Source organism: Litchfieldella qijiaojingensis, assembly GCF_014651875.1.
Taxonomy (GTDB): domain Bacteria; phylum Pseudomonadota; class Gammaproteobacteria; order Pseudomonadales; family Halomonadaceae; genus Litchfieldella; species Litchfieldella qijiaojingensis.
This window is the reverse complement of record NZ_BMXS01000001.1, coordinates 448,432-472,884: the sequence shown is the minus strand read 5'-3', so window position 1 is coordinate 472,884 and position 24,453 is coordinate 448,432. Positions and strand designations below refer to the sequence as shown.

Genomic DNA, 24,453 nt, shown 5'->3' with positions numbered 1-24,453 from the left:
CGATGGCAGACAAGAGTCTCGTCAGTGAAATGCTGCAAGTGCAGATGGCCATCGAGCTTATCGAGCTGGGAGCTCGTTTGCAGGTGCTGGAAACCGAGACCGACTTGAGCCGGGCGCGATTGATCAAGCTATACAAGGAAGTGCGTGGCATGTCGCCCCCCAAGGGCATGCTGCCGTTTTCCACCGACTGGTTCATCACCTGGTTGCCGAACATTCATTCATCGTTGTTCTACAACATCTATCGGTGTCTGGTGAACGATCAGGGGTGCGAGCGAATGGAGGGTTTCGTCAAGGCCTTTCGGCTGTATCTCGAACAGATGCAGCTCGACGGTGCCGAGCCGGTGTTGGGCTTGACGCGTGCCTGGACCCTGGTGCGTTTCTTCGAGAGCGACATGCTTGAGTTGTCCAAGTGCACGAGCTGTGGCGGCCATTTCGTGGCCCATGCCCATACTCCTTGCCATGATTTCGTATGCGGTATCTGCCAACCTCCCTCCCGTGCGGGCAAGACACGTAAGCGTCGTGATGCCGTTCTGGTGGCAAAGACGGCACCATCCGCAGTGACCGCTGCCACTTTCATGCGTTGATTCACGCCCACTGATGTTTCGCTGTATCCAGCCGCGCCCCCACCAGCCATGTCAGGTGGGGGCGCTTGCGTTGTGTGCGAAGAATTTTCCCGACACCCCCTCAAGTTATCGCCTTGTATGCCGATACCTTCTTCAGGCACTGGCATCGCAAGCTTTTTATACGCGTCAATGAAGGAAACCTGGCTGTGTTGATACCCATTGGATTCATCATCGTGACCTTTTCCGTGTTCGGCGGCTTCGCCTTGTCCGGCGGTCACCTGGGGCCTCTCTATCAGCCCACGGAGATCCTCATGATCGGCGGTGCGGCCTTGGGCTCCTTCATTGCCGCCAACAACGGCAAGGCCATCATGGCGACCCTGCGCACCACCTCCAAGCTCAAGCGTACGGTCAAGTATGACAAGGCGACTTACATGGAGTTGATGGCGCTGCAGTACAAGCTGCTTACCAAGGCGCGGCGAGACGGGATGCTGGCTATCGAACGCGACGTCGACAATCCCCAGGAAAGCGCGATATTTTCCGAATATCCGAAAATCCAGAATGATCCCATGATCATGAATTTTCTGACCGATTACCTGCGCTTGATGATCAGCGGCAACATGGATCCACACCAGATAGACGAACTCATGGAGCATGAGATCGAGGCTTTCGAGCATGAAGCTCACATTCCTGCCGATGCATTGGCCAAGGTTGGCGATGGGCTGCCGGCCTTCGGCATCGTGGCGGCCGTGATGGGGGTGATCAAGGCATTGAGTTCCGCCGATGCCGGCGCGGAACAAATGGGGTTGATGATTGCCCACGCCTTGGTTGGCACCTTCCTGGGGATCCTGCTCGCTTATGGGTTCGTCAATCCCTTGTCCAGTCGTGTCGATCGCCAGGTCAATGAAGCGGTCAAGATGCTGCAGTGCATTCGCGTGACCCTGTTGGCAAGCCTGAATGGCTATGCCCCCCAATTGGCGGTGGAATTCGGGCGCAAGGCGTTGCATACCACCGAGCGTCCGAGCTTCAGTGAACTGGAGGATCATGTGCGCTCGACCAGGGGCGCTGGCACGGGGGGCGCATGAGCCAGGATTCCCGCCCGATCATCATCAAGCGCAAGAAGATCGTCAAAGGCCACTATGGCGGAAGCTGGAAAATCGCCTTGGCCGACTTCATGACGGCCTTGATGGCATTGTTCCTGGTGATGTGGATCCTCTCCACGGCCAGCCAGGAGCAGCTTGAGGGTGTTGCCGACTACTTTCGGACTCCGCTGACATCCGCTGTCGTCGGTGGCAACAAGACCACGGGTAGCACTAGTGCCATCCCAGGAGGCGGGCCGGATCCGATGCATACCGACGGGGAGCGCATGCGCATCGACCTGCGTACCGAAACTCGCCCCAGCGATGAGCAGCGCTCGTTCGTCGACCTCCAGCGACGCTTGGAGAGCTTGGTCGAGGGCGACCCGCAACTCCGTGACATGAAAGCTCAAATGCGTTTCGACATGACGCCAGAAGGGTTGCGTATCCAGTTGGTGGATACCGAGCAGCGTCCGATGTTCGAGCTCGGCAGCGACCATGTGGCGCCTTATATGCGGGACCTGTTGCGAGCGATCGCACCGGTTCTCAACGAGATGCCCAACTCGCTCAGCATTAGTGGGCACACGGATGATATTCCCTATGCCGGTGGCGAGAAGGGGTACAGCAACTGGGAACTCTCCAGCGATCGTGCCAATGCCTCGCGTCGGGAATTGGTTGCCGGTGGACTGGATGCCGACAAGCTGCTGCGAGTGGCGGGTTTGGGATCGCGAGTGCCCCTGGCCGAAACCGTTCCCAGTGCCCCCGTGAATCGCCGTATTGCCGTGGTCGTGCTCGATCAGCGAGCGGCGCGGCAGATCCGCTCACAGGGGCTACGGGGGGGTGGTGCACCATCGCCGGCAGGCACGAATTTGTCAGGAGCTCTGCCTGAATCTCCCCTTGAGCAGTTCACTCAGGGGTTGAAGGAAGCCGTCACCGACGATTAACCAGCAGCAAGCTGACCGGCTTACCCGGTCACTATCATCATCAGTGCGGGAACGAGCATGGATATCAGCGATTTCTACGACACGTTTTTCGAGGAAGCGGAAGAGCTCCTCGGTGACATGGAGCGGCACCTGCTCGAGTTGGATGTCGACGATCCGGATGCCGAACAGCTCAATGCCATTTTTCGGGCAGCGCATTCGATCAAGGGGGGCGCGGGCACCTTCGGATTCGACGTGCTGCAGCAGACCACGCATCTGCTCGAGAATCTGCTCGACCACACTCGACGCGGGGAGTTGGTACTGCGCCGCGATATCGTCGACACCTTTCTGGAAGCCAAGGATATGTTGCACGACCAACTCGATGCTTACCGCAACGGTGAAGAGCCCGATCCCGAAGCCTACGAGCGTATCTGCAAGATCTTGCAGGCTATGGCGTTGGAGGAAATGGGCAAGAGCGTGGAGGGGGGAGCCACCGCTCAACCTGAGGCGGCCGTTAGTTCAGAGGCGAATCCTGAGCCTCCTGTCACCGAGAAAAGCGACGAACCGCCGTCCGGGGATGCGTCGCCCAGCGATGCCGGAAGTGGACGATTGTCCGTGGCCTTGATCGGGGTAAGTGACAAGGATCGCGAGACGCTGGTCGAGGAACTGGGAAATCTTGGCAAGGTGCTCGATCAGAAAGGCGATGCCAAGCGTTATGTGGTCGAATTGGAAACGAGTTCGAGCCCCGACGATATCGAAGCGGTGATGTGCTTCATCGTCGAGCCCGAACAGCTCGAGATCGAAGCGGCCATGGGGTCGCCGGCAAGCACGGAACCTCCGGCCCAGCCCAAGGAACCCGCGGCTGATATGGCCAAAACCGACGACCCAGTCGCAGCCACGCCGCCTGCCGTCGGGCAGAAAGCTCCCGGTGATGGGGGGTGGACATCGACTCCGGCGGCGAACAACCCTCCAACCGCCAAACCCAAGGCCAAGGGAGGCAGTAACGCCAAGAGCGGTGGTGAGTCGACGTCGATTCGAGTCCCGGTGGACAAGGTCGACCAGATCATCAACCTGGTAGGCGAATTGATCATCACCCAGTCGATGCTCGATCAGACTGCCAGCGAACTGGACGGTGTCTCTCACGGTGCCCTGGTCAACGGCATGAGCCTCCTGCAGCGCAACGCACGCGATCTGCAGGAGGCAGTGATGTCGATTCGCATGGTGCCCATGGACTATGTGTTCAGCCGTTTTCCGCGCCTGGTGCGTGATCTGGCGGCAAAGCTCGACAAGGACGTGGAACTCATCACCGAAGGTAAATCCACCGAACTCGACAAGAGCCTGACCGAGCGCATCATCGATCCGCTTACGCACCTTGTGCGCAATAGCCTCGATCATGGTATCGAGACGCCGGATGCCCGCGAGGCCGCCGGTAAGTCCCGGAGCGGCAAGCTGACACTCTCGGCGCAGCATCAGGGTGGCAATATCCTGATCGAAGTGATCGACGATGGAGCGGGTCTCAATCGCGACAAGATCCTAGCCAAGGCCCAAGCCAATGGTATTGCCGCTTCCGAGACGATGAGCGATGACGAAGTCTGGCAACTGATCTTCGCGCCCGGTTTCTCCACCGCCGAACAGGTCAGCGATGTCTCGGGGCGTGGCGTGGGCATGGATGTGGTCAAGCGTAATATCCAGGCCATGGGCGGGCACGTCGAGATCCTGTCGCGCCCCGGCGAGGGAACTACCACGCGAATCGTACTGCCGCTGACCCTCGCGATACTCGACGGCATGTCGATCAAGGTCGGCGAGGAGATGTATATCCTGCCGTTGGGAGCGGTGCTCGAGTCGTTGCAGCCGACCGATGAGGATCTCTATCCGATGCCGGGCGATGAAACCCTGCTCAAGGTGCGCGACGAATATCTGCCGGTGATCGCCGTTCAGGAAGTATTGGATGTCGAGAACGCCTGTATCAAGCCTACCGAATGTATCGCCGTGATCGTTCAGGGTGAGGGGCGCCGCTATGCGCTGTTGGTCGATGATCTGGTCGGGCAGCAGCAAGTGGTGGTCAAGAATCTGGAAACCAACTATCGCAAAGTGCCGGGTGTGTCGGCGGCGACCATTCTCGGCGATGGTAGCGTTGCCCTGATCCTGGACATCGCCGATCTGCATCGTCTGAGTCGTAACAAGAAGGAAGCGCGGCAGGCACACCTGCCCGCCTCGTCTCACAAGCTAGTGCCTTTAAAGGAGGTAGAACCGTCATGACGAGCACGAACTCTGCCAGTGTCGCCGCCGTGGAGGCGCATAGCCGCGAATTCCTGGTGTTCTCGCTGGGTGAGGAAGAGTACGCCATCGATATCCTCAAGGTGCAGGAAATCCGCGGTTACGAAAACGTGACGCGTATTGCCAATGCGCCGGACTTCATCAAGGGAGTGACCAACCTGCGCGGTGTGATCGTGCCGATCGTCGACCTGCGCATCAAGTTCCATCTCGACAAGGTCGAGTACGGCGGTCAGACGGTGGTCATCGTGGTCAATGTCGGTGAGCGTGTGGTGGGCATCGTGGTCGATGGCGTGTCCGACGTCATGACCTTGACACCCGAGCAGATCAAGCCGGCGCCGGAGTTCGGAGTGACACTGTCGTCCGACTACCTGAGCGGTCTGGGCAGTCTGGATGATCGCATGCTCGTGTTGGTCGATATCGAGAAGCTGCTGACCAGCGAGGAGATGGCCATCGTCGATCGTGTCAGCGAATGAGTATCGCTATCCCACCGATGAGTCGGTGACATCACTACAACGAAATGGCCCTGACGAAGCAGGGTGGCGACATGTGCCGGCAAGGGCCGCTTATGTCGAACCGGTCTGGCGATTCCGTGCGCAGGCACGATCGCGTGGAAGGAACGAGGGGACACTGTGAAGTTACTTGACAACATGACGGTGAAAGTCAGTTGGGCCTTGGTGCTGGCAGCCTTTTCGCTACTGATCGTGGTGGCGAGTGTGTTGGGCCTCTATGCCCTGGATCAAGGCTATGATGCCATGACCGGGCTGGCACCCCATGCCGGCGAGTCGGGCCAGGCGGCGTTGCAGGCATTCGATAGCTTTGCCACCGGAATGCGCTGGTCCATCGTTGGCGTGCTGGTGGTATCCGCGGTGATGGTGGCCGTGGTGCTGTGGGGGGTAATGGTCAATGTGATTCGGCCGCTGCACAAGGTAGTCGACCATTTCGAACGCATGGCAAAAGGCGATCTTTCCGAGCGTATCGAAACGCGTGGCAACAACGAGATCGGACAGCTCTACGCCTCGTTTGCCCACATGCAGCAGAACCTGTCACGTACCGTGGGTACCGTCCGCGGCAGCAGCCAGTCGATCTACCAGGGCGCCCAGGGGATCGCTCACGGCAACAACGACCTGTCATCGCGCACCGAGCAGCAGGCCGCCTCGCTGGAGGAAACCGCCTCTAGCATGGAGGAACTGACATCCACGGTCAGCCAGAACGCCGATAATGCCCGCCAGGCCAGCCAATTGGCTGCCAGTGCCTCGCAGACGGCAAGCCGTGGCGGCGTGGTGGTCGGTGAAGTGGTCGATACCATGCGCGAGATCAGCAGCAGTTCCCATCAGGTCACCGAGATCATCAAGGTCATCGACTCGATTGCCTTCCAGACCAATATTCTGGCGCTTAACGCTTCAGTGGAAGCCGCCCGAGCCGGTGAGCAAGGGCGCGGTTTCGCCGTCGTCGCCGGGGAGGTTCGCAGTCTGGCCGGTCGCAGTGGCGAGGCGGCCAAGGAGATTCGTGCACTGATCGAGGCTTCGGTTACCAAGGTCGAGACGGGAACGGCACTGGTCGATCAGGCGGGTAGCACCATGGAGGAGATCGTCGCCGCGGTGCAGAAGGTAACCGACATCATGGACGAGATCGCCTCGGCCTCCCAGGAGCAAAGCAACGGCATCGGCCAGGTCAACCAGGCGATCACCCAGATGGATCAGGTTACCCAACAGAACGCCGCTCTCGTCCAGCAAGCGGCCTCGGCCGCCAGTGAGCTGGAATCCGAGGCCGCTCGGCTGCGCGAGGCGGTGGCAGTGTTCCGCTTGGCGCAATCGGAGGCGAGTGCTTCGCCACAGAGGGGTGAGGAGGACAGCCTGTCTCGCTGGCTTCCCAACCTCCGCGAAGGCGGCGTGCAGGATCGTCATGGCAGGGCCGCGGGGGCCTTGGCACCGACTGCCTCGCGTGCCGGTGACGACGAGTGGGAATCCTTTTGACGTATAACGATAACGAGCCGGCCTGGCCAGCATGTTGCCATGGCCGACTTCATCCGCAGGGGGGGTAAACATGCGCAATAACCAGCCGGTGACGCACCGGGAATATCAGTTGGACGACAATGACTTCCTGATTTCGCGTACGGATCTCAAGGGGCGGATCACTTATGCCAACCCTGCCTTCATTACTATCAGTGGCTTCAGCCACGAGGAACTGATCGGGGCCCCGCACAACCTGGTGCGACACCCGGATATGCCGTCCGAGGCCTTCGCCAATCTCTGGGAGACTCTTCAGGCCGGTGAGACCTGGAATGGGTTGGTCAAGAATCGGCGCAAGGATGGCGATCATTACTGGGTCAATGCCAGCGTGACGCCGATCGTCGAAAATGGCGAGGTCGTCGGCTATGCCTCGGTACGCATCAAGGCTGAGCGTGAGGCGATCGACGAGGCCGAGCGGGCGTATGGCGCGATCCGTGAAGGCCGCGGCAAGCATTTGCGATTGGATCGCGGACGTTTGCAGAGGCGGGGGCTGGTTGGGATGCTGAGGCGCGTCAACCTGCGTACCATGCGGGCGCGTCTGACCGGCATGGTCCTGGTGTCGGCATTGCTACTGGCGGCCAGCGGTGGTCTGGGGCTTTATAGTCTGCAGGCTTCGGGAGAGCGGCTTCAGCAGCTCAATCGCGAAGGGCTGGAAGACGTGGCGCGCTTGCAGCGTATCGATCAGTTGATGACCCAAGGGCGTCAGCGTCTCGACCGCCCGGTCAGCAACCCGATGTCGGCGGATGCCGAGAAGGTCGGTGAGGATGTTGAGCAGGTAGTGTCGTCGTTAGAGGAAGCCTGGGCAGAGTTCGCTGCCGGGGCCAGTAACCAGACGGATGAGGTTGAGGCCTTTGGTGAACGCCTCGATCACTATATTCAGGCTGGCCTGGTCGCCGCAGTGGACAGCTTGGCCAGTGGTGATTTCTATGCCGCCTATGTCGCCCATAACGAAGTGTTGAAGGCCAAAGGCGCGGAGCTATCCGAGTCGGTCAATGCCTTGGTGGCCGACAAGCAGGCCGATGCGCAGGCGATGGCTGAGGAGGCCAGAGCCGATCAGCATCGCACGCTGATTGCGCAGGGAGCGCTCCTGGCATTCGGTCTGCTGGTGTTGATGCTGCTTGGTGCATTGACCATGCGCGCGTTGCTCAAGCCGCTGCGTGAATCGATGAACTTCACCCTGCAGATCGCTGCCGGCAACCTGGCGGCTACGATGCCCGCCCATCGTAACGATGAAGCCGGCCGTCTGATGCGGGCGCTGGATGTCATGCGCAAGAGCCTGGGCAGCATTGTCGGCAATGTGAACAGCGGCGTAGCCGTGGTTAAACCGGCGGCCCAGGACATTGCCAACGGCAACGAGGACTTGTCGTCGCGCACCGAGCAGCAGGCCGCCTCGCTGCAGGAAACCGCCTCGAGCATGGAGCAGATGACCACCACCGTGCAGCAGAACGCGGACAATGCGCGCCAGGCCAGTGGTTTGGCGGTGGACAATACCAATCGGGTGCGTGAGACAGGCGAGCTGATGAATCAGGTGGTGGAAACCATGGGGCGCATCACCGAAAGCTCGCGCAAGATGACCGATATCATCGACGTGATCGATTCCATCGCTTTCCAGACCAATATCCTGGCGTTGAACGCTTCAGTCGAAGCGGCTCGTGCCGGTGAGCAGGGCCGTGGCTTTGCCGTGGTGGCGGGTGAGGTGCGCAACCTTGCCGGCCGCAGTTCGGAGGCTGCCAAGGAGATCCGAGCCCTGATCGATGGCTCCGCCAAGGAGATCGACGGCGGTGCTGATCTGGTCAAGCGCGCCGAGACCTCCATTGAAGAGGTCGTGGCGGCCACAACGCGGGTCAACGACATCATGGGCGAGATCACTGCAGCTTCCGATGAGCAAAGCGGCGGAATTTCGCAGATCAATCAGGCCATCGCCCAGATGGATGAGGTTACGCAGCAGAATGCATCGCGGGTCCAGGAGTCGGCGCGCGCCGCTGCCGAACTCGAGACTCAGATCACGATGCTGGCCAATGCCATCGCCGCCTTCCGCTTGCATGGAAGTGGCCATGAAGATGTCAAGGCCGTGTTGACTCAAGCCTCCCGGAATTCGCAATCCGAGGCCCGAGCGCCGCGTATCGCACAAGACGTCCATCGCATCGCCGGTGGAGAGACACCGCAGCGCGAGAGGGCGCTGAGTGCTTCGGCTTCTCGCCAAGCGGCGACGGCCGATGACTGGGAGGAGTTTTGAGCAGTATTCCTCCCGACAACGTCGGCCGGTCCCAGTGGCCGGCCGCCGGTACGCTCGAGCGTGACCTGATACTGACGGATGCCGATTTCGCACGCATCCGCCAGTTGATTTATGAGCGTGCCGGCATCGTACTGGCCGAGCATAAGCGTGAGATGGTCTATAGTCGCCTGGCCAAGCGCTTGCGCCATCACGGCATGACGCACTTCAGCGACTATGTGGCGCGCTTGGAACGTCAACCGGCGGCTCGGGAGTGGGAAGCCTTCACCAATGCGTTGACCACCAATCTGACCGCCTTCTTTCGTGAGGCGCATCATTTCCCCTTACTGGCCTCGCATATCGCGAGCAAGCCGGGACCGGTGCGCATCTGGAGCGCGGCGGCGTCGACAGGGGAAGAGCCTTATTCCATTGCCATGACCCTGCTCGAGACACTGGGACCACGCGCGAGCGAAAGCCGGGTGGTGGCAACCGACATCGATACCGATGCTCTGGAGCGGGCTCGTGCTGCCATCTACCCCATGGAACAGGTGCGCAAGCTCGATGAATCTCGTGTCAAGCGTTTCTTCCTCAAGGGAAGTGGTGAACGCATCGGCCTGGCGCGGGTGCGTCCGGAAGTGGCGGCGATGGTCGAGTTCGATAGCTTCAACCTGTTGGCCCCGGACTGGTCGATCAAGGGGCCATTCGATGCCATCTTCTGTCGCAATGTGATGATCTATTTCGACAAGAAGACCCAAGCGAAAATTCTTTCGCGCTTCGCTCCCTTGCTCAAGCCGGACGGACTGCTGTTCGCCGGACACTCCGAGAACTTTTCCTATATCAGCGAGGCATTTCGACTGCGTGGCCAGACGGTCTATGTGCTGGCGCCACGAAATTGAACGGATTCGCAGCATCCGCCTAAAGCCTTTCGCCGTGCTGCCGATATGGACTCTATGCCAACCAGAACAATCAATGCTGCCGGCTCGCTGCGTCGACATCGCAAAGGAGATTTGACTTGAGTGCAGCCAAGATCAAGGTGCTGTGCGTCGATGACTCGGCGCTGATACGTGACCTGATGACCGAAATCATCAATGCACAGAGCGATATGGAGGTCGTCGCCGTTGCTCCGGATCCACTGGTGGCACGAGACCTGATCAAGCGTCATAACCCCGACGTCCTGACGCTGGATGTGGAAATGCCGCGCATGGATGGCCTGGACTTTCTCGAGCGGCTGATGCGCCTGCGTCCGATGCCGGTGCTGATGGTTTCCTCGCTGACCCAAGCCGGCTCGGAGGTCACGCTGAGAGCACTGGAGCTGGGCGCCGTGGACTTTCTGGCCAAGCCCTCGCTCGGCATTCGCAGCGGCATGCTCGATTATGGCGAGCTGATCGCCGACAAGATCCGTGCCGCGGCTCGCTCCCGACCGCGTCAGGCCCGGCGCGACGATGCGCCGGCGCCAGTCGCACTCAAGGCACCGCTGGTGTCCAGTGAGAAGCTGCTGATCATCGGCGCTTCCACGGGTGGCACCGAGGCGATCCGAGCCGTACTCGAACCGTTACCTGCCAATGCGCCTGCGTTGATGATCACTCAGCACATGCCGGGTGGTTTTACCCGCTCCTTTGCTGAGCGTTTGAACAAGCTGTGCCGCATCACCGTCAAGGAGGCCGAGGACGGGGAGCGGGTGGTGCCGGGGCATGCCTACATTGCGCCGGGTGACGCTCACCTCAAGCTGGCGCGAAGCGGGGCCAATTACGTGGCAAGGCTCGATAGTGGCCCGCCGGTCAATCGTCACCGCCCATCGGTCGACGTGTTGTTCGATTCCGTGGCCCAGCATGCCGGGCGTAATGCCATAGGGGTGCTGCTGACCGGCATGGGACGGGATGGAGCGCAAGGGTTGTTGAGAATGCACCAGGCGGGGTCCACGACCCTGGCCCAGGACGAAGCGAGTTGCGTGGTGTTTGGCATGCCTCGCGAGGCCATCGCCTTGGGAGGGGCCAGTGAAGTGATATCGCTGGAGGAGATCGCTCCCCGGCTGATGGCGCTGGTCGCGGCATCGGGGCGAGCGCAACGCGTATGACAAGGGGTTGAACCCCGGATGATAACAATTGATTGGGGCTGAGAAGGAAACGCCGGCATGATTCGACTATTGCGCAATATCAGCATCAACGCGGCCATGATCTCCATCCTGGCGTGTTTCGCGCTTTTCATCGCCGTGATCGCGGCACTGGGTTTCGTGGCCGAGCGCAGTGCAGGTGAAACGATCGGGACCTTGCGTCAGATCAATGTGGAGCAGTTGAACGAGATCAATCGCGCCGATGCCTTGCTGAACCAGGCGCGCGTCAATCTCGAGATTGCCGCCAATCGCATCATGATGGGGCAGATGACGAAGGCCAACGAACGGGTCGCCGTAGCGGGGGACGAGCTGGGGCGGGCCGAGCGACGTTTCTCCAACTTCGTCGCCGTGTCCAAGAGCGACCAAGGGAAAGAGCTTGCCGAACGGGTTCAGGGTGATTTCGAGACCGTGCTGGGCCTGGTCAAGGAACTGCATGACGCGTTGGATCAGCAAGATATACCTCGCTTTGCCAATCTTCGCGATGCCCTGACGAAGCCGTCGACAAACCTTGCGGCCAGTATGACGGATTTCGTCCAGCATGGCTTCGAACGCGGTGAAAGCCTGATGAAGGATTACAAGGCGCAGACCCAACGCTTCGAGTGGATCGGCTTCGGGATTCTGGTGCTGACCGCGATCATGCTAGTGCTGATGTATATCGGTCTGCGCAAGATCGTCATTCGCCCGCTCACCGATGCCGTGGTCGGTCTCGAGCATATCGCCAAGGCGGATCTCACGCAGCGTATCCAGGTGCTGGGCCGCAACGAGATCAGCAAGCTGTTCGCCGCGATGCGTGAGATGCAGCAAGGCTTGGCCAAGACGGTGGGTACAGTGCGCGAGAGCAGTGGGTCGATCCATGTCGGCACACGTGAGATTGCCAGTGGCAATGCCGACCTGTCGTCGCGTACCGAGCAGCAGGCCGCCTCACTGGAAGAGACCGCGAGCAGCATGGAACAGCTCACCGCCACCGTGAAGCAGAACGCCGATAATGCCCGCCAGGCCAGTGGGCTGGCAAACGAGGCCTCCAATACCGCCACCCGAGGTGGTGAGGTGGTGGAACGCGTGATCACCACCATGCATGGTATTTCCGGCAGTTCGCAGAAAGTTGCCGATATCACTGGCGTGATCGACTCGATTGCCTTCCAGACCAATATCCTGGCGCTGAACGCTTCGGTCGAGGCGGCCCGGGCCGGCGAGCAAGGTCGTGGTTTTGCCGTCGTCGCCGGGGAAGTCCGCAACCTTGCCGGCCGCAGTGCCGAGGCGGCCAAGGAGATCAAGGAGTTGATCGAAAACTCCGTGGTCCAGGTACAGGAAGGCTCGGCGCTGGTCGAGCAGGCTGGTGAGACCATGAAGGAGGTCGTTGCGGCGGTCAGGCGCGTAACCGACATCATGGACGAGATCTCCGCCGCATCGCAGGAGCAGAGCGATGGCATCGAACAGGTCAGCCATGCCGTGGGCCAGATGGACGAAGTGACCCAGCAGAATGCGGCTCTGGTACAAGAGGCCGCCGCCGCGGCTGCTTCACTGGAAGAACAGGCGAGCCGCTTGGAACGAGCCGTGTCGGTCTTCCGCCTGCCCGGCGGAGCGCACCCGTCGCTGTCGGCGCCCGCCGACGAAAAGTCTGCTTCACCAGCCTTGCCGTCACGCTCCGAAGCCGGGAAGAAAGCCTCCGAGCCGGTCAGCGACAAGCGCCAGCCACGGCCACAACAGCGCGAAGTGGTGACCGAAGACGACTGGGAAGAATTCTGATAGTTAAACGTGGCCGGCATTGTTGCCGGTCTCTCCCGACTGCCATGACGTAACGAGGAAGATCAATGGCTGACAAGAACATGAGTATTCTGGTGGTGGATGACTTTCCCACCATGCGCCGCATCGTCCGTAGCCTGCTCAAGGAATTGGGCTTTACCAATGTGGAAGAAGCGGAAGACGGTCAGGATGGCTTGTCCAAGCTCAAGTCCGGCAACTTCGAGTTCGTGGTTTCCGACTGGAACATGCCCAACCTGGATGGGCTCGAGATGCTCAAACAGATCCGTGCCGACGATGCCTTGAAGGACCTGCCGGTGCTGATGGTCACTGCCGAGGCCAAGAAGGAGAACATCATAGCCGCGGCCCAGGCTGGGGCGAACGGCTATGTGGTCAAGCCTTTCACGGCGGCGACCCTGGAAGAAAAACTCAACAAGATTTTCGAAAAGCTGGGGAAGTAGTAGTCCCTGGGTCTGCTTAAGCCAAGGAGAAGCGATCATGAGCGGTGATGCGCAACAGTCGTCGGCCCAGGGCGCAGATGATCTGGTCCAGCGGATCGGTCAACTGACGCGCATGCTTCGTGAAAGCATGCGTGAACTGGGGTTGGACAAGGAGATCGAAAGGGCCGCCGAGGCGATTCCCGATGCCCGGGATCGATTGAGTTACGTGGCTTCGATGACCGAGCAGGCGGCTGACCGGGCGCTGAATGCCATCGATCGAGCGCAGCCCATCCAGGATGAGTTGGGGGCCAAGGCGGAAGCACTCGATAAACGCTGGCAACAGTGGTTCGAAGACCCTATCGAGCTGAGTGAGGCCAGGGAGTTGGTCAAGGACACCCGCGGCTATCTCAGCGAGGTGCCCAAGAGCATTCAAGCCACCAATGCCGAGTTGCTCGAGATCATGATGGCTCAGGACTTTCAGGACCTGACCGGCCAAGTGATCAAGAAGATGATGGATGTGATCCGCGAGATCGAACATCAACTCGTGCAAGTGCTGCTCGATAGCGTACCCGAGGGCGAGGAGCGTAATGCGATGCAAAAGCGTGCCGAAGGGCAGTGGAAAGCCGATGCCAAGAAGCGCGAGGAATCGCTGCTTAATGGTCCGCAGATCAAGCCCGACGGGGCCGACGTGGTCAGTTCGCAGGATCAGGTGGACGATCTGCTTGACGAACTGGGCTTCTAGTCTTTCCCTTTCATTGTGACCCTTTCTCACTTAATGGCGCGGTAGTCGTGAATTAACGCACGATTACTCGCGCTTTTTCGCGTATCGCCTCTAGTCGCCTTTCATGACAATGGCCAGCATCCAGAACTTCCGACCCGGATGATATCTCCCAGGCCATGGCGGATCAGAGCAGCGACCAGGAAAAGACCGAACCGGCCACACCGCGACGCCTCGAGAAGGCGCGTGAAGAGGGCCAGGTCGCACGGTCTCGAGAACTGACTACCTTCATGCTGCTATTGGGCGGGGTGGGCGGCCTGTGGTCGATGGGGGCTCTGCTTTACGATCAACTCGGGCTGGTGATGGAGCAGGCATTTCTCTTTGAACGGCGTCAGGCCTTCGAAACGATGTCCATGCTCAGCCATGCCTGGGAGCTAGGTCAGCGTACCCTGTACGCCATGCTTCCCCTGTTTCTGTTGCTGGTAGTGGTGGCGTTGGTGGCGCCGGCGATGCTGGGGGGGTGGCTGGTTTCCGCCAAGTCGTTGCAACCTCAACTTGGCAAGCTCAACCCTCTCAAGGGACTGCAACGTATCTTCGGTACCCAGGCGTTGGTCGAACTGGCCAAGGCGATCGCCAAGTCGGTGCTGGTGGGTGGCGTAGCAGTGACATTCCTGCTTGCCAATCGCGGCAAGTACATGGGCTTGATGGATCTGCCCGTGCAGCAGGCATTGGCCAGCACCCTGGAACTGGCAGCCATGGCATGCGGCCTGATCGTCCTGGCGTTGCTGATCGTGATTCTGATCGATGTGCCGTATCAGCTATGGAGCCATGCCAAAAAGCTGCGCATGAGCAAGGACGAAGTCAAGCGCGAGCACAAGGAGTCGGAGGGCGATCCACAACTGAAGGCACGTATCCGATCCCAACAACAGGCCATGGCACGTAACCGGATGATGAGCAAGGTGCCTGAAGCCGATGTGATCGTCACCAACCCGACGCACTATGCGGTGGCCTTGCGCTATGACGATGGCAAGATGTCGGCGCCGCGGGTGGTGGCCAAGGGCGCCGATGCCGTGGCGGCCAAAATCCGCGAGCTGGGTAACGAGCACCGGATTCCGTTGCTGGAAGCGCCGCCCTTGGCTCGGGCGTTGTACCACCATGTGGATCTCGATCATGAGATTCCCGTGGCGCTGTATACCGCGGTGGCCGAGGTGCTGGCTTGGGCCTTCCGTCTGAAACGGGTGCGCGAGGAAGGGGGCGAGATGCCCGAGGCACCCAATGAACTGCCGGTTCCCGAGGAACTGGACGACCGCCGGCCTGCCGAGCCTTCGGCGCCGCGGGATGAGTCGACATAGGAGCCTCGATGAGAGCGCTGACCGATTACCTGGGGCGTCGCGACTGGATGAGCGATGTCCGCATGAAGCTGCTGGCCGGCCCGATCCTGATCATCATGATCCTGACCATGATGATCCTGCCACTGCCGCCATTCGCGCTGGATTTGTTCTTCACCTTCAATATCGCGCTGGCGGTGATGGTGCTGCTGGTCAGTATGTTCACCCAGAAGCCCTTGGATTTCGCGGCCTTCCCGGCGGTGTTGCTGTTCACCACTTTGTTGCGGCTATCGCTCAATGTCGCCTCGACGCGGGTGGTATTGATGGAAGGCCACCAGGGCGGCGACGCCGCGGGCAAGGTCATCGAAGCCTTCGGCACCTTCCTGGTGGGCGGCAATTTCGCCGTCGGCCTGGTGGTGTTCCTGATTCTCGTGGTCATCAACTTCATGGTCATCACCAAAGGGGCTGGGCGTATCGCCGAGGTGGGGGCACGCTTCATGCTCGATGCCATGCCCGGCAAACAGATGGCTATCGATGCCGACCTCAATGCCGGCCTGATTGGCGAGGATGACGCGCGCAAGCGGCGAGCCGATGTGGCCCAGGAAGCCGATTTCTATGGCTCCATGGACGGTGCCAGCAAGTTCGTCCGCGGTGATGCCATGGCTGGCCTGGTGATCATGGTGGTCAATATCATCGGCGGTTTGCTGATCGGCATGTTGCAGCATGATCTGGATTTCTCCCAGGCAGCACGTACCTACACGCTGCTGACGATTGGCGATGGTCTGGTGGCGCAGATCCCTGCTTTGGTGATCTCCACCGCCGCTGGTGTCACGGTATCGCGGGTCAACACCGACCAGGATGTCGGGCAACAGATGATCAGCCAGTTGTTCGTCAACCCTCAGGTGTTGATTCTGGCCGCTGGCGTCATGGGTCTGCTGGGCATGGTGCCAGGCATGCCTAACCTGGTGTTTCTGATCTTTACCGCCGCTCTTGGCGGGCTGGCCTGGTTCCTGATGCGCCAGCAGGAGAACAAGTTGGCCGCGCAGGAGATTGATGCCGAACCGGCTCCACCACCGGAAGCGCCGGAGGCGAGTTGGGACGATGTGCAACTGGTCGATACATTGGGGTTGGAGGTCGGCCATCGCTTGATTCCGCTGGTCGATCACCGTCAGCAGGGCGAGCTGTTGGGGCGCATCAAGAGCGTGCGCAAGAAATTTGCCCAGGACGTCGGCTTTCTGCCGCCGGTGGTGCATATCCGCGACAACCTGGAGCTGGGTCCCAACACGTATGTGATCACCTTGAAGGGTGTGGAAGTCGGTCGCGCCGATGCTTTCCCCGGCAAGTGGCTGGCGATCGATCCGGGGCAGGTATCCGGTACCGTTGACGGCACTCCCACCGAGGACCCGGCCTTCGGTTTGCCGGCAGTATGGATCGATGCCAGCCAGCGCGAGCGTGCCCAAGTCTATGGCTACACGGTGGTCGATGCCGGCACCGTAGTGGCGACGCATCTCAACCATCTATTGCATCGTCATGCCGGCGAGATGCTCGGCCGCACCGAGGTCCAGCAATTGCTCGACAAGTTGAGCGGCGAGAACAAGTCGCTGGTCGAGGACGTGGTACCCAAGGCGATATCGCTGACGACGCTCCAGCGTATCCTGCAGAACCTGCTCGAGGAAGAAGTCTCGATCCGCGATATGCGCACCATCCTCGATACCTTGGCCGAGCATGCCGGCCAGCAGAGCGACGCCAACGAGTTGACGGCGATCGTACGCATTGCCTTGGGGCGCTCCATCACCCAGCAATGGTTCGGTGGTCAGCGGGAGCTTCATGTGATCGGCCTGGATGCCAATCTTGAACAGGTTTTGATGCAGGCCATGAATGGAGGCGGGGCATTGGAACCGGGTCTGGCCGACACCTTGATGCAGCAGGCTGAGGTGGCTTTGCAGCGCCAGGAAGCCAGTGGAGAGCCGCCGGTATTGGTCGTCGAGCATAGTCTGCGTGCCTTGCTGGCGCGCTTCCTGCGTCGCCGCCTGCGGCATTTGGTGGTGATGTCGCAGGCCGAGATTCCCGATGATCGCAGCCTTAGGATTACCAGTCTGATCGGGGCACAACAATGAGCGTAAGACGTTTCTTGGGGAGCAATAGCCGCGACGCGATGCGTCTGGTGCGTGCGGCGCTTGGCGACGATGCCTTGATCCTTTCCAATCGCCGGGTCGAGGAAGGCGTCGAAATACTGGCGATGGCCGATGACGAACACGGTCGCCTGACGCAGACGCCCGTTGCAACGCAAGCCCCACCGGCTTCCACAAACGCGGTTCCGGCCTCCGCCTCGACACGTACGCACCCCCATGCGGAGACGAGCCCCTCGGCACCGCTAACGTCTCCTGCCGCGGCAGTCCCGGAAATGGACTTTGCCGCCCTCAGCCAGCGCTTGTTGGGTGAAATGCAGGACATGCGGGCATTGCTGAATCGCCAGGAGGAGTCCTCGGCGGCAGTGTCGTCGGCACCGAATATTACGGACCGCTTGCGCCATCGTCTGTGGGCGGCGGGAATCGGGCCGCGTCTGGCTGCTGAGCTGCTGACCACCTTGCCGCCCGAGTTGGACGATCTCGAGGCCGACGAGGCCGAACTACAGGCATGGTTGAAGCGGCAGTTGGCTAGCCGGTTACTGGTTCCCGAGGAGGGGGCGGAACTGCTCGACGACGGTGGGGTCATCGCTCTGGTCGGTCCGACGGGTATCGGCAAGACCACCACGACGGCCAAGCTGGCGGCTCGCTACGTGATGCGTCATGGCAGTGAAGGCGTGGTCCTGGTGACCACCGACAGCTATCGGGTAGGCGCACACGAACAACTGCGCATCTATGCTCGTTTGTTGGGCGTGGAGGTTCATGCGCTCGATGCCGAAACGTCGTTGGAATCCTGGCTCGCACAGCTTGGCGACAAGCGATTGGTCATCATCGATACTGTCGGCATGAGTCAGCGAGACCAGCGGCTGGTCAAGCAGGTGGCTCAGCTCGGCGGTGGTGGTGAAAGGGTTCGTTTGTTGCTGTTGCTCAATGCGGCAAGCCATGGCGACACCCTGGAGGACGTCATTGCCACTTATCGTCGCGCCGCTCAGGCAGTCGATAGTCGGCTGATCGATTGCATCCTGACGAAGAGCGATGAAGCAGCAAGACTCGGGCCTTTACTGGATACCGTCATTCGCCACGGACTGCGGCTGCATTATGTCTCTCACGGCCAGCGGGTCCCCGAAGACCTGAGTCTGGCCGATGCCCGAGAGCTCGTCGATCTGGCCCTGGATGTCGATGGGGATTCTCCCTTTGCCTTGGGCGCCGATGACCTGGAGGGTTTGCCCAAGGGGGGACAAGGCCTGCAATCCCTGTCGCGTGGGTTGCTGGGGCAGGGGCGTTCGCTGGCAGTGGCGTGGACATCACTGCGTGAATACCTGCCAGGGTTTGCCCTGTTGGAAGATGCCTGGGAGATCGCCGCCTCGCCTGGCCCCGCTCAGCAGAGTGGCGTGTCTGCCTTGCAGGAGCAGGTTTCGCACCTGGCTCGACAGCAGGCCAGGGCCAGCGGTGGTCAAGTCATGCTCTGGGGGCCCTCCAGGGTGAGCGGTTGCGACTGGCCAAGCCCGATTCAGGCGCTCGATCCCCGGGGCCGGTTGCTGGCGTTGAGTTGGCAATACCATATGCTGCCAGCAGGGCAGGATCAGCGGCTTGGTTGGACGGGAGACCATCTTGGGATCGATCGCCACCTGCTGGCGCAGTGCCCGGATATACCCGCCCTGGAATGGCTTTGTGCCTGGCAGCTTCCCTGGTTGACAGCTGTCAAGGGCAGCCGGCGGGTGGCCTATGAGGGGGAGCGTCGCAGCCTGTCACAGCTTGCCGGGCTGGCAAGGGACAAGGGAACTTTCGCCTGTCGTGCAAAAGGGCGCCATGCCGTTGCCGAGTTGACGAACTTGGCAGTCGAGATGCCGACGATGCGCAGAGAGGCACCTGCGTCGATATTGTCCGCCATGGCCTGGTTCTGCAGGCTCACCGATGCCGACAGTGGCCAAGAGTTGGGTCGTCGCTACTGGTTGTCGTCTGACCAGGACGACAACCAGGCCCGCGAGCTCTTGTTGATGGAGCTCGCCCATGTCGACTTGCCTTCTTTGACCCGCCTGGCGTGGCAGCGCCTGGGCGAGGCCGGTTTCTCTCGCTGCGATTCTTCGCTGCGCTTAATGCTGGCCGGTGGCCTGGCGGCGGTGGCGATGCGTCTCGATCAGGATGACGACGCCTGGGCCATGGATGTACGTTCCCAGCTTCTCTCCATGCAGGGGGGCAAGGCGCAGCGCAAGCCGAAACCTTTGCTCGAGGCCTTGCTGCATCTCTTCACCGCTCGCGACGTGTTTCGCCAGATGGGTCGCAGCGGTCAACGGACATTCGGTGGCTGAAATGGGACAAGAGGCGTCTTCCATGGGGTATGACCAGGCGGCCGGGCTGCGTCGCTGGTCTCGGCAGCGGGGCATCGAGTCGACCGTAATGGAAGATTCGAAGGTATTGGCGGACGCGCCCAGGGAATCGTGCAAGAAGACCTTGATGGTGGTGGGAATGCCAGGCACCTCGTCGCGCCAGCGGCGCCGGGCCCAGCAGGTACTACGGGATTGGCACGTCGCAGGCCAACGTTGGGTCGGTGAACCCGAAGCATGGCAAGTCGTGCTCCTGGATGTCGACAGTCCTCATTTGTCGATACTGGCTGGGCAGCAACCACGTTGGGCGCTCTGGATCGATGGTGGCGAGGAAGGGTTTCGACGCGCCTATCGTACGCTCAAATGCCTTCATGCTGGACGGGGACCTCGTCGTCTCCTGGCGCTCCATCCAGGTTTCGCCTCCCGTGTGGGTTTGCTCAATAACCTCCAGCAAGCAGCCGAAGAGTTCTTCGGTATCGAATTACTTGTGCTGGATGGCACCACTGCCAGGTAGTCGGAGAAACGATGATGAGTACGACTCGTTTGGTCGTGGTACTCGCCTTGCTGATGTTGACGACATGGCCGGCCTGGGCGGCGTCAGGGAGCTGGGTTGCCTCAGCTCCAAGTCTGCGTGTCGCCGTTCCTGAACGTGAGGTTGGCTCGCAAGCGATGTCGGCGACATCCTCGCTTCCCGCTCAGTCGCGCATCACGAGCGTGCGCTGGCGTTTCGATGCTCCACCAGGGCATCCACTACGGGCATGGTTGTGTCATCCCGTACGCTGTATACCGTTATCTTCAGCGTCGGGCCATAGCTTGGCCCTAGCCGATTTACCTGCTTCCATGCCGTTGAATTTTCGCTTTCGCTTGCCTCGCGGGACACGGCCCCTGGAAGTGAAGGGGCTTCAGGTCATTGTCGACTATCGTTGATCCGTGAGTTCAGTGATGCTGGCCGGTGCCAATGAGGGACGATCTCGGTGCCGGTTCAAGGGCTTGCCTTCCAATGCCGTGAGTAGGATCTGTAATGGATCTCCGTGGCTCACCAGTGCGATTGTCTCACCATCATGATGTGCTTCCAGGGTGTCGATGACTTCCCGCATCCGGATAGCAACGCTGGCGGCGCTTTCCACAGCGAAGTGACAATGATCGGGGTCCTGGGCGTCGAGAGCCCAGACGTCGTGATAACGGCGGTCGGGTTGACCGTCCAACTCGCCGAAGAAACGCTCGCGCAATCCTTTCTCCGACTGCATGATCAGTTTGAAATGTCGGGCAATACACTCGGCCGTCTGGGTCGTACGCCGGTAATCCGAGTGCAAGAGAATAGAAGGGGTGGGCCACTGCCAATCGTTGAGCAGTTCGTGCATCTGCCGCTCGCCCAAGGACGATAGCCCATAGCCTGCAATGCCATGTCGGGGGGCACTCACGATGATCCCCGCTTCGTTGGCCTGACTATGGCCATGTCGTATCAGCAAATAGTGATTTTTCAGGTTCACGGTGATCGCACCCTGCGATGACGGATGTGTCATGACGTCTGGCTGGCATTAGCCCAAGCGAATGCGCTTTGCAGTGTATGCCAAAACTTGGAAAAGCCCCGCATTGGATAGGGTATTCAAGGCTTGGGGCTTGCGCCGCTGCATCAATAATGGGAGACGTGACGGGTCGATGTTTCGGCCCGCGAGTTCGATTTTCCATTGAGTCAAGGCGTTCCATTAGGGCCCAAGGCGAGAAGATGTACACGGCACAGGGCAAGATCGATCAAGGGGCGTTGCTCGAGGAGTACCTCCCGATGGTACGGCGTCATGCCTTGGCGCTTCAGGTCAAGCTGCCGGCAAGCGTGGAGCTCGACGATCTGATTCAGGCAGGGATGGTCGGCCTGCTGGACTGCATGTCGCGTTACGATACCAAGCATGGAGCGAGTTTCACGACCTATGCCGGCCAGCGTATTCGTGGCGCCATGATCGACGAACTGCGCAGCCGCGACTGGGTGCCCCGCAGTGTCAGGCGCAATGCTCGCGCACTTGATGAAGCCATTCGACGGCTCGAGCAAAAGTTGGGGCGTGCCGCCGATGAGCGGGAGATCGCGAGCGAACTGGAAATGGAACTCGACGAATATCACCAGTTGCTGGGCGATACCAATGGAGGGCAACTGCTTCCTTTCGAGGAACTCGTGGCCGAGGGAGCGGAGCCGAGTGCGGAAGACCGGGCCCCACCTTCTCCCTTCGCGGCATTGGCCGATGGCGAACAACGCGAGAGGCTGGTCGCGGCCATCGAGCAGCTTCCCGAACGCGAGAAACTGCTGCTGGGCCTTTATTACCAGGAAGAGCTCAACCTCAAGGAAATCGGTGCCGTGCTGGGCGTCAGCGAATCACGGGTATGCCAGCTCCATAGCCAGGCGGTGTCGCGGTTGCGGGCGAAGCTAGCCGATTGACCGATTACGCTTCCCCGCCAGACCGTTTTCATCACGGCCTGGGGGGCTTCATTGCTTTCAATGGCATGACACTTGGGCGCCTTTCCGCTCGCATGGATTGGCAACCCTTCATCAAATCGGCGTCAAGCCCGTCGTTGGGTGCGTGAGCGGCGGCGGCGAGGCCGTTGATCGGCTTCATTGCCGGGGCCTTTGGCTTGACGCTGTTGCGTCGCGCCACGCCGGTCTGACCGCTGGCGCCGCCCGTTCTCGATCGGTTCCGGCTTGGCCGCGGGATCCGGTTCGAAGCCGGGCTCGATACGCTTCTCCAGCGATTTCTTGATCAATTTTTCGATGCCGCCGAGCAGACCATGTTCGTCCACGCATACTAGGGAAACGGCTTGCCCCAGGCTGCCGGCACGGCCGGTGCGGCCGATGCGGTGCACGTAATCCTCGGCGACATTGGGGAGTTCGAAGTTGACGACATGCGGCAGCTCGCTGATGTCCAACCCGCGGGCGGCGATGTCGGTGGCGACCAGGACCTGCAGGTCGCCTGACTTGAAGGCGGCCAGTGCCTTGGTGCGAGCCGATTGACTCTTGTTGCCATGAATCGCCATGGCGGGAATGTCCTGCTTGGACAGTTGTTCAGCGAGACGGTTGGCGCCGTGCTTGGTGCGGGTGAAGACCAGCACTTGATACCAGCGGTGCTTGGTGATCAGGTGAGCGAGCAGGTCGCGCTTCTTGTCTCGGTCGACGCGATAGATGGCTTGGTCGATGGTTTCGGCGGTGGTGTTGCGCCGGGCCACTTCGATCATGGTGGGGGCTTCGAGCAACTTGTTGGCCAGGGTCTGGATCTCGGCGGAGAAGGTTGCCGAGAACAGCAGGTTCTGGCGCTTTTCCGGCAACAGGCGCAAGACCTTGCGGATGTCGTGAATGAAGCCCATGTCGAGCATGCGGTCAGCTTCGTCGAGGACCAGGGTTTCCACCCGCGACAGGTCGACATGGCGCTGTTGATGGAGATCCAGCAACCGGCCGGGTGTGGCGATCAGCACGTCCAGCCCTGGGCGGATGGCATCGACTTGCGGTTGTTGTCCGACCCCGCCGAAGATCACGTGGGAACGCAGTTTCAAGTGGCGGCCATAATCGGCGACACTTTCACCAACCTGGGCGGCCAGTTCGCGGGTCGGGGTCAATACCAAGGCACGGATCTGACGTGCTTTGGGACGCGGACCGTCGGCCAGACGCTGCAGTAGTGGCAGAGTGAACCCGGCGGTCTTGCCCGTGCCGGTCTGGGCGCTGGCCAGCAGGTCGCCTCCCCCGAGCACAGCCGGGATAGCTTGGCGTTGGATAGGCGTCGGGATGGTATAGCCCTGTTCTTCGACAGCGCGCAACAATTCGGCACGCAGACCGAGTTCGGAAAAGCTCATGCAGACTCCAGAGCATGCGCATCCGCCACTCGCCTCGGTTTAGTGCAGGCGTGAGTCCCGGGCCAATGCGTGGAAAAAGGAATGACAGGCGCGGCAGGAGGGACTGAAGTATGCCGCAGGCGCGCATCATGGCAGAAAAACGTGCGGAATGCAGCATAAAGACGCTTTTCCGCCAGCGTAACTCGTCTTTCAGCGTAATTCGGTGATGCGTTTTGCGAGTCGGTCGGCGACTTGGTCCCAGCTACGTCCCAGCGCCCTGACCAGAGCTGGGTAGCCGTCGGTATCCAACTCGCTCTGGGCGCTGAAAGGTTCGAGCGTCAGCAATTGTCCCTGAACATCACGCAATTGCCACTGGCCGCTGGCTACCGCCAGCCCATCGTAACGGCCCTGAAAACGCTCGACCTCGAGACGAAGCGTCAGCGCTTCGTCGGTGCTGCTGTCGGCGCCTAGTACAACGGTATCCGGGAGGCGCTCGGCCAAGCGCTGGCGAAGGCCTCGCTCCAACTGGCGATCGAGGTCCTCCGCCCAGAGGTGCTCGCGAGCCTGGTTGAGCGTAATGTCGTCGAGCTGCAGGACGATGCCTTCGCCATCGAGATAGTGGGCGAGCCGCAAGGAGCGTATGACCAAGGTATGCGTGGCATTCGAGCGGGTAATGCCACGCACTTCCGTGTCGTTGGGCAGGGTGTAGCGCTGAACGGGCGACGGGGTCGAGGCACAGCCTGCCAGCAGCAGCAAGGCGGCAAGCGAAATCAATGAGCGCATGAGGGGCATTCGGTCTCCTTCAA

Annotated in this window: 21 protein-coding genes; 18 read left to right on the top strand and 3 right to left on the bottom strand. The window is 60.7% G+C overall.

Annotation, left to right across the window (positions count from 1 at the left end; all coding sequences use genetic code 11):
* Positions 1 to 2: 2 nt before the first annotated feature.
* The 17 genes from flhC (at position 3) to IE093_RS22860 (ending at position 20,767) form a co-directional block, all read left to right on the top strand.
* On the top strand, positions 3 to 584 hold the full coding sequence (gene flhC, locus IE093_RS02260; RefSeq protein ID WP_189465739.1) for a flagellar transcriptional regulator FlhC: 582 nt from the start codon (positions 3 to 5) through the stop codon (positions 582 to 584).
* Positions 585 to 769: 185 nt separating this feature from the next.
* Positions 770 to 1,645 carry a flagellar motor stator protein MotA gene (gene motA, locus IE093_RS02255; RefSeq protein WP_189465736.1) on the top strand — a complete coding sequence of 292 codons (876 nt, stop codon included), beginning with the start codon at positions 770 to 772 and terminating at the stop codon, positions 1,643 to 1,645.
* The gene (gene motB / locus IE093_RS02250) at positions 1,642 to 2,580 is read left to right on the top strand and encodes a flagellar motor protein MotB (protein ID WP_189465733.1); all 939 of its coding nucleotides are present in this window, start codon (positions 1,642 to 1,644) and stop codon (positions 2,578 to 2,580) included. Before motA ends, motB begins: the two co-directional genes overlap by 4 nt.
* A 57-nt stretch (positions 2,581 to 2,637) precedes the next feature.
* On the top strand, positions 2,638 to 4,815 hold the full coding sequence (cheA, locus tag IE093_RS02245) for a chemotaxis protein CheA (protein ID WP_189465729.1): 2,178 nt from the start codon (positions 2,638 to 2,640) through the stop codon (positions 4,813 to 4,815).
* A complete protein-coding gene (cheW, locus tag IE093_RS02240; protein ID WP_189465727.1) occupies positions 4,812 to 5,306 on the top strand; it encodes a chemotaxis protein CheW in 495 nt (164 codons plus the stop codon). The genes cheA and cheW overlap by 4 nt, the downstream gene beginning before the upstream one ends.
* 174 nt (positions 5,307 to 5,480) lie before the next feature.
* The gene (locus tag IE093_RS02235; protein ID WP_189465861.1) at positions 5,481 to 6,806 is read left to right on the top strand and encodes a methyl-accepting chemotaxis protein; all 1,326 of its coding nucleotides are present in this window, start codon (positions 5,481 to 5,483) and stop codon (positions 6,804 to 6,806) included.
* A gap of 70 nt (positions 6,807 to 6,876) precedes the next feature.
* Positions 6,877 to 9,078 carry a methyl-accepting chemotaxis protein gene (locus IE093_RS22730; protein WP_189465724.1) on the top strand — a complete coding sequence of 734 codons (2,202 nt, stop codon included), beginning with the start codon at positions 6,877 to 6,879 and terminating at the stop codon, positions 9,076 to 9,078.
* On the top strand, positions 9,075 to 9,950 hold the full coding sequence (locus IE093_RS02225) for a CheR family methyltransferase (protein WP_189465722.1): 876 nt from the start codon (positions 9,075 to 9,077) through the stop codon (positions 9,948 to 9,950). The genes IE093_RS22730 and IE093_RS02225 overlap by 4 nt, the downstream gene beginning before the upstream one ends.
* Positions 9,951 to 10,066: 116 nt before the next feature.
* The gene (locus IE093_RS02220; RefSeq protein WP_189465719.1) at positions 10,067 to 11,128 is read left to right on the top strand and encodes a protein-glutamate methylesterase/protein-glutamine glutaminase; all 1,062 of its coding nucleotides are present in this window, start codon (positions 10,067 to 10,069) and stop codon (positions 11,126 to 11,128) included.
* 57 nt (positions 11,129 to 11,185) lie between these two features.
* Positions 11,186 to 12,910, top strand: coding sequence for a methyl-accepting chemotaxis protein (locus tag IE093_RS02215; protein ID WP_189465716.1), 1,725 nt, complete (start codon positions 11,186 to 11,188; stop codon positions 12,908 to 12,910).
* Between the two features lie 65 nt (positions 12,911 to 12,975).
* Entirely contained in the window at positions 12,976 to 13,365 is a 390-nt protein-coding gene (cheY, locus tag IE093_RS02210; RefSeq protein WP_189465714.1) for a chemotaxis response regulator CheY, read from the top strand.
* 37 nt (positions 13,366 to 13,402) lie between these two features.
* On the top strand, positions 13,403 to 14,086 hold the full coding sequence (gene cheZ / locus IE093_RS02205; RefSeq protein ID WP_189465712.1) for a protein phosphatase CheZ: 684 nt from the start codon (positions 13,403 to 13,405) through the stop codon (positions 14,084 to 14,086).
* A gap of 155 nt (positions 14,087 to 14,241) precedes the next feature.
* Positions 14,242 to 15,414 carry a flagellar biosynthesis protein FlhB gene (gene flhB, locus IE093_RS02200; RefSeq protein WP_189465710.1) on the top strand — a complete coding sequence of 391 codons (1,173 nt, stop codon included), beginning with the start codon at positions 14,242 to 14,244 and terminating at the stop codon, positions 15,412 to 15,414.
* Positions 15,415 to 15,422: 8 nt separating this feature from the next.
* The gene (gene flhA, locus IE093_RS02195; RefSeq protein ID WP_189465707.1) at positions 15,423 to 17,507 is read left to right on the top strand and encodes a flagellar biosynthesis protein FlhA; all 2,085 of its coding nucleotides are present in this window, start codon (positions 15,423 to 15,425) and stop codon (positions 17,505 to 17,507) included.
* A complete protein-coding gene (gene flhF / locus IE093_RS02190) occupies positions 17,504 to 19,825 on the top strand; it encodes a flagellar biosynthesis GTPase FlhF (protein ID WP_189465705.1) in 2,322 nt (773 codons plus the stop codon). Before flhA ends, flhF begins: the two co-directional genes overlap by 4 nt.
* 22 nt (positions 19,826 to 19,847) lie before the next feature.
* On the top strand, positions 19,848 to 20,354 hold the full coding sequence (locus tag IE093_RS02185) for a hypothetical protein (protein ID WP_229803171.1): 507 nt from the start codon (positions 19,848 to 19,850) through the stop codon (positions 20,352 to 20,354).
* A gap of 11 nt (positions 20,355 to 20,365) precedes the next feature.
* A complete protein-coding gene (locus IE093_RS22860; protein WP_189465702.1) occupies positions 20,366 to 20,767 on the top strand; it encodes a flagellar protein FlhE in 402 nt (133 codons plus the stop codon).
* On the opposite strand, the gene IE093_RS02175 is transcribed toward IE093_RS22860, so the two are convergent.
* A complete protein-coding gene (locus tag IE093_RS02175) occupies positions 20,758 to 21,330 on the bottom strand; it encodes a histidine phosphatase family protein (RefSeq protein ID WP_229803169.1) in 573 nt (190 codons plus the stop codon). The genes IE093_RS22860 and IE093_RS02175 overlap by 10 nt on opposite strands.
* Positions 21,331 to 21,566: 236 nt before the next feature.
* Here IE093_RS02175 and IE093_RS02170 point away from each other — a divergent pair, with 236 nt between their 5' ends.
* Positions 21,567 to 22,265 carry an RNA polymerase sigma factor FliA gene (locus IE093_RS02170; RefSeq protein ID WP_189465697.1) on the top strand — a complete coding sequence of 233 codons (699 nt, stop codon included), beginning with the start codon at positions 21,567 to 21,569 and terminating at the stop codon, positions 22,263 to 22,265.
* Between the two features lie 122 nt (positions 22,266 to 22,387).
* Here the strand turns inward: IE093_RS02170 and IE093_RS02165 are convergent, their stop codons facing one another.
* Positions 22,388 to 23,668 carry a DEAD/DEAH box helicase gene (locus IE093_RS02165; protein WP_189465695.1) on the bottom strand — a complete coding sequence of 427 codons (1,281 nt, stop codon included), beginning with the start codon at positions 23,666 to 23,668 and terminating at the stop codon, positions 22,388 to 22,390.
* Between the two features lie 189 nt (positions 23,669 to 23,857).
* Positions 23,858 to 24,439, bottom strand: a complete 582-nt coding sequence (locus tag IE093_RS02160) for a PqiC family protein (RefSeq protein WP_229803167.1) — start codon at positions 24,437 to 24,439, stop codon at positions 23,858 to 23,860.
* Positions 24,440 to 24,453: the final 14 nt, after the last annotated feature.

Excerpts from the sequence above, each read along its gene's own strand:
- flhC (WP_189465739.1), top strand. The coding sequence starts at position 3 with ATGGCAGACAAGAGTCTCGTCAGTGAAATGCTGCAAGTGCAGATGGCC.
- motB (WP_189465733.1), top strand. The coding sequence starts at position 1,642 with ATGAGCCAGGATTCCCGCCCGATCATCATCAAGCGCAAGAAGATCGTC.
- cheA (WP_189465729.1), top strand. The coding sequence starts at position 2,638 with ATGGATATCAGCGATTTCTACGACACGTTTTTCGAGGAAGCGGAAGAG.
- cheW (WP_189465727.1), top strand. The coding sequence starts at position 4,812 with ATGACGAGCACGAACTCTGCCAGTGTCGCCGCCGTGGAGGCGCATAGC.
- IE093_RS02235 (WP_189465861.1), top strand. The coding sequence starts at position 5,481 with ATGACGGTGAAAGTCAGTTGGGCCTTGGTGCTGGCAGCCTTTTCGCTA.
- IE093_RS22730 (WP_189465724.1), top strand. The coding sequence starts at position 6,877 with ATGCGCAATAACCAGCCGGTGACGCACCGGGAATATCAGTTGGACGAC.
- IE093_RS02215 (WP_189465716.1), top strand. The coding sequence starts at position 11,186 with ATGATTCGACTATTGCGCAATATCAGCATCAACGCGGCCATGATCTCC.
- cheY (WP_189465714.1), top strand. The coding sequence starts at position 12,976 with ATGGCTGACAAGAACATGAGTATTCTGGTGGTGGATGACTTTCCCACC.
- cheZ (WP_189465712.1), top strand. The coding sequence starts at position 13,403 with ATGAGCGGTGATGCGCAACAGTCGTCGGCCCAGGGCGCAGATGATCTG.
- flhB (WP_189465710.1), top strand. The coding sequence starts at position 14,242 with ATGGCGGATCAGAGCAGCGACCAGGAAAAGACCGAACCGGCCACACCG.
- flhA (WP_189465707.1), top strand. The coding sequence starts at position 15,423 with ATGAGAGCGCTGACCGATTACCTGGGGCGTCGCGACTGGATGAGCGAT.
- flhF (WP_189465705.1), top strand. The coding sequence starts at position 17,504 with ATGAGCGTAAGACGTTTCTTGGGGAGCAATAGCCGCGACGCGATGCGT.
- IE093_RS02185 (WP_229803171.1), top strand. The coding sequence starts at position 19,848 with ATGGGGTATGACCAGGCGGCCGGGCTGCGTCGCTGGTCTCGGCAGCGG.
- IE093_RS22860 (WP_189465702.1), top strand. The coding sequence starts at position 20,366 with ATGATGAGTACGACTCGTTTGGTCGTGGTACTCGCCTTGCTGATGTTG.
- IE093_RS02170 (WP_189465697.1), top strand. The coding sequence starts at position 21,567 with ATGTACACGGCACAGGGCAAGATCGATCAAGGGGCGTTGCTCGAGGAG.
- IE093_RS02165 (WP_189465695.1), bottom strand. The coding sequence starts at position 23,668 with ATGAGCTTTTCCGAACTCGGTCTGCGTGCCGAATTGTTGCGCGCTGTC.
- IE093_RS02160 (WP_229803167.1), bottom strand. The coding sequence starts at position 24,439 with ATGCCCCTCATGCGCTCATTGATTTCGCTTGCCGCCTTGCTGCTGCTG.